General features: G+C 61.0%; 4 protein-coding genes. 3 read left to right on the top strand and 1 reads right to left on the bottom strand.

Translation table 11 applies throughout. The features are described 5' to 3' along the window. The 3 genes from ABYW26_RS11805 to ABYW26_RS11795 form a co-directional block, all read left to right on the top strand. On the top strand, window positions 1–491 hold a 491-nt coding region (locus ABYW26_RS11805; protein WP_372605088.1), incomplete at its 5' end, for a ribulose-phosphate 3-epimerase. Between the two features lie 61 nt (window positions 492–552). Beyond that, window positions 553–1,506 carry an MBL fold metallo-hydrolase gene (locus ABYW26_RS11800; protein ID WP_372605086.1) on the top strand — a complete coding sequence of 318 codons (954 nt, stop codon included), beginning with the start codon at window positions 553–555 and terminating at the stop codon, window positions 1,504–1,506. A 149-nt stretch (window positions 1,507–1,655) separates the two neighbouring features. Beyond that, a complete protein-coding gene (locus ABYW26_RS11795; protein ID WP_372605084.1) occupies window positions 1,656–3,341 on the top strand; it encodes a TIGR01244 family sulfur transferase in 1,686 nt (561 codons plus the stop codon). Window positions 3,342–3,391: 50 nt separating this feature from the next. On the opposite strand, the gene ABYW26_RS11790 is transcribed toward ABYW26_RS11795, so the two are convergent. After that, a complete protein-coding gene (locus tag ABYW26_RS11790; protein WP_372605083.1) occupies window positions 3,392–3,742 on the bottom strand; it encodes a phasin family protein in 351 nt (116 codons plus the stop codon). Window positions 3,743–3,815 lie beyond the last annotated feature (73 nt).

Below are 3,815 nucleotides of genomic sequence, written 5' to 3'. Positions count from 1 at the left end.
TGGACGTGCATCTGATGATCTCGCCGGTTGACCCCTATATCGACGCCTTTGCCGAAGCTGGCGCCGATGTGCTGACCGCGCATCTTGAGGCCGGGCCGCATATCCACCGCACCTTGCAGGCCATTCGTGGTGCGGGCTGCAAGGCCGGTCTGGCGATCAACCCCGGCACCGGGATCGAGGATCTGGACTATCTGATGGATATGGTCGACCTCATTTGTGTGATGACCGTGAACCCCGGCTTTGGCGGGCAGAAGTTCATTCACAGCCAGATCGACAAGGTGAAAAAGCTGCGTGCCATGATCGGCGACCGCCCGATCCATATCGAGATCGACGGCGGCATCACCCCCGAAACCGCGCCGTTGATGGCGGCGGCGGGCGCTGATGTGTTGGTCGCGGGCTCGGCCGTGTTCAAAGGCGGATCGGTCGATAATCCCGGCGTCTATGGCGACAATATCCGCACCATCCGCGCCGCGGCCGAGGCAGCCCGCTAAACGCCTGCTTGCCACACATTCAAATGTGTATATTCTTTGCGGGTCTTTGGGAGGAGACCTGATGATCCGCAATGCTTTCGTGTTTTCCGTGCTGACCCTTGCCGCGCTTCCGGCGCTGGCCAGCGAAGATATCCCCGATCAATACCCGCAATCGGTGCTGTATTCGAAACCGGTCGAGGTGATCCCGCATATCTTTACCGCCACGGGCGCCACCGCTCCGCCGACCTATGAGAACGCCGGTCACAACAACAACCTGAACTTCATCATCACCGGCGACGGGGTGATCGTGGTCAACGCTGGCGCCAATTACGCGCTGTCAAAGGCGCTGCATGACGAGATCAAGGCGCTGACCGATCAGCCAGTCAAACTGGTGATCAATGAAAACGGTCAGGGCCATGCCATGCTGGGCAACAATTACTGGACCGAACAGGGCATCGACGTGCTGGCCCATGCCGAGGCCGCCGAGGAATTCGAGGCCAACAGCTATCAACTGCTGGAAGGCATGAAGCGTTACGCCCGCGAGAATGCCGAGGGCACCGTGGCGCAAGGCCCGACCATCACCTTTGAAGATACCTACACCATCGACATGGGCGAGATGCATATCGAGGTGCTGCACCTTGGCCCCGCCCACAGCCCCGGTGATATTCAGGTCTGGCTGCCCGAGCAGAAGCTGGTGATCGCGGGCGATATCGCCTTTCACGAACGGATGCCGCCGATCTTTAGCGAGACCTGCACAAGCTGCTGGATCGAGACTTGGGAAACCGCGTTTGAACCGCTGGGCGCGCTCTATGTGATCCCCGGTCACGGCCACCCGACCAACATGGCGCAGGTGCGGCGCTATACCCATGACTATCTGGTCTATCTGCGCGGCAAGATCGCCGAACATCTGGAAAACGGCGGCACGCTGGACGATGCCTATTACGTCGATCAGTCGCCCTATGCCCATCTGGACACGTTCGAAGAACTGGCGACCAAAAACGCCGGTGTCGTCTTTACCGAAATGGAGTTCGAGTAACCCCCGCGCGGGGCCTTTCCCCGCCGCGGCCCATGCTGTAATCCGGATGCAGGGGCCCGTCCCTGTTGGGAAGGGTTGCGAAATATTCATTTTTTTGTATGTTTCGCCAATTCTCACGCGAACAGACCCTGATTCAGGGAGGAACACCGATGGAAATCAAACAAATTGCGCCCAGCTTTGCGGCGTCGCCACAGATCAAGCCGGATGATGTGGCCCGCATTGCCGAAGCCGGATACCGGACCATTATCTGCAACCGCCCCGATGGCGAGGCCGATGATCAGACCTCGGCCGCCGAAATTGCCACCGCCGCCCGCGAGGCCGGTCTGGAATTCCGCTTTGTCCCGATCAAGCCGGGCATGATTTCCGACGAGATTATCCAAAGTTTCGACGACGCGCTGAAGGGCTGCAAAGGCCCGGTTCTGGCGTATTGCCGCACCGGCACCCGGTCCTCGACCCTGTGGGCGCTGGCCCGCGCCAAGATGCTGTCGCCTGACGCGATCCTGACCGCCACCGCACAAGCAGGCTATGACCTGTCGGGCTTACGCCCGCGCATGGAAGAACGGTTCGGCGAAAGCATCCAGACCGCCACCCCCGAGAAATACGACGTGCTGATCGTCGGCGGCGGCGCCGGTGGCGTGGCCACGGCGGCCTCGATCCTGAAACGCCGCCCGCAGGCGAAAATCGCCATCATCGAGCCGCGCGAAGAACATTACTATCAACCCGGCTGGACGCTGGTCGGCGCCGGTGTGTTCACCAAGGGCCAGACCATGCGCCGCATGGTCGATGTCATCCCCGATGGTGTGCAACTGATCCGCGGCGCGGTCTCGGCCTTTGATCCGGCCCGCAACGAGGTCTCGCTCGAAAACGGCGCCCGCTATGGCTATGAGGTTCTGGTGGTCTGCCCCGGCCTGCGTCTGGCATGGGAGGCGATCGAAGGCCTGCCGGCGACGCTGGGCAAGAACGGCGTGACCTCGAACTATCGCTTCGATCTGGCGCCCTATACCTATGAGCTGGTGCAGGCCACCCGCAAGGGCAAGGCGATCTTCACCCAGCCGCCGATGCCGATCAAATGCGCCGGCGCGCCGCAAAAGGCGATGTATCTGTCGGCCGACTATTGGCTGCGCACCGGGGTTCTGAAAGACATCGACATCGAATTCTGCAACGCCGGTGGCGTGCTGTTCGGCGTGCCGGATTACGTGCCCGCGCTGATGGAATACGTGCAGAAATACGATGCGACGCTCAGCTTCTTCCACAATCTGGTCAAGGTCGATGGCAACGCCAAAGTGGCAACCTTCGAAGTGACCGATGGCGACACGAAAACCCTTGTCGAAAAAGAGTTCGACATGATGCATGTCTGCCCGCCGCAGACCGGTCTGGACTTTATCAAAGCCTCGCCGCTGGCCGATGCCGCCGGTTGGGTCGATGTCGATCAGGCGACGCTGCAGCACAAGAAATTCGCCAATATCTTCGGGCTTGGCGATGGCTGCTCGACCCCGAACGCCAAAACCGCCGCCGCCGTGCGCAAGCAGGCGCCGGTCGTTGCAGTCAACGCGCTGGCGGTGCTGGATGGCAAGGATCTGGTCGCGCAATATGACGGCTATGGCTCGTGCCCGCTGACCGTCGAACGCGGCAAGATCGTGCTGGCCGAGTTCGGCTATGGCGGCAAGCTACTGCCCAGCTTCCCGCAGTGGCTGATCGACGGCAAGAAACCCACCCGCGCCGCATGGTTCCTGAAGGAACGGATGCTGCCGCCGATGTATTGGCAGGGCATGTTCAAGGGCCGCGAATATCTGGCCGAGCCTGACATGACCTTTAAAAAGATCGGTTCGGAATAATCAATCGCACCCCCGGCCCGGCGCCGGGGGTGTCGCTTTCCGGCGGCCGGTCAGGGCTTTTTCGGCTTTTGCGCCCGCTTCATCACATCTTCCAGAACCTTGGTCCCATCGCGCACCGCCTTTTCGGTCTCGACCGAGAACTGCTCCATCGCGCCTTTCAGATAGGCCGACTGAATCCGCTTCAATTCATCGACATCGCGGCAGGCCATGATCTCTTGCCGGACCTCGGCGTCCTGCTTGAGCCGCGCGTTGACAAAGGCGGCAAATCCGGCGCCCGAGCGCCCCATGTGATCCAGCATCATCTTGCCGATCTGACCCATCAGGGCCATCCCGTCCTGAGCCTCTTTCATGCCGGGGATTTCCGACATGTCCGGCACTTTGGTTCCCTTGTTCTTTGCCATGGTGTCCTCGCTTTTGTCAGTGCCCGGGTTATCTGGTCCCGAATCTGTGGGCGGTCGCAAGGTTAGGCCGGAC

It is taken from the genome of Actibacterium sp., from assembly GCF_041584535.1.
Taxonomy (GTDB): domain Bacteria; phylum Pseudomonadota; class Alphaproteobacteria; order Rhodobacterales; family Rhodobacteraceae; genus Actibacterium_D.
The sequence above is the reverse complement of the archived record's forward strand: the minus strand, read 5'-3'. Positions and strand labels throughout refer to the sequence as shown.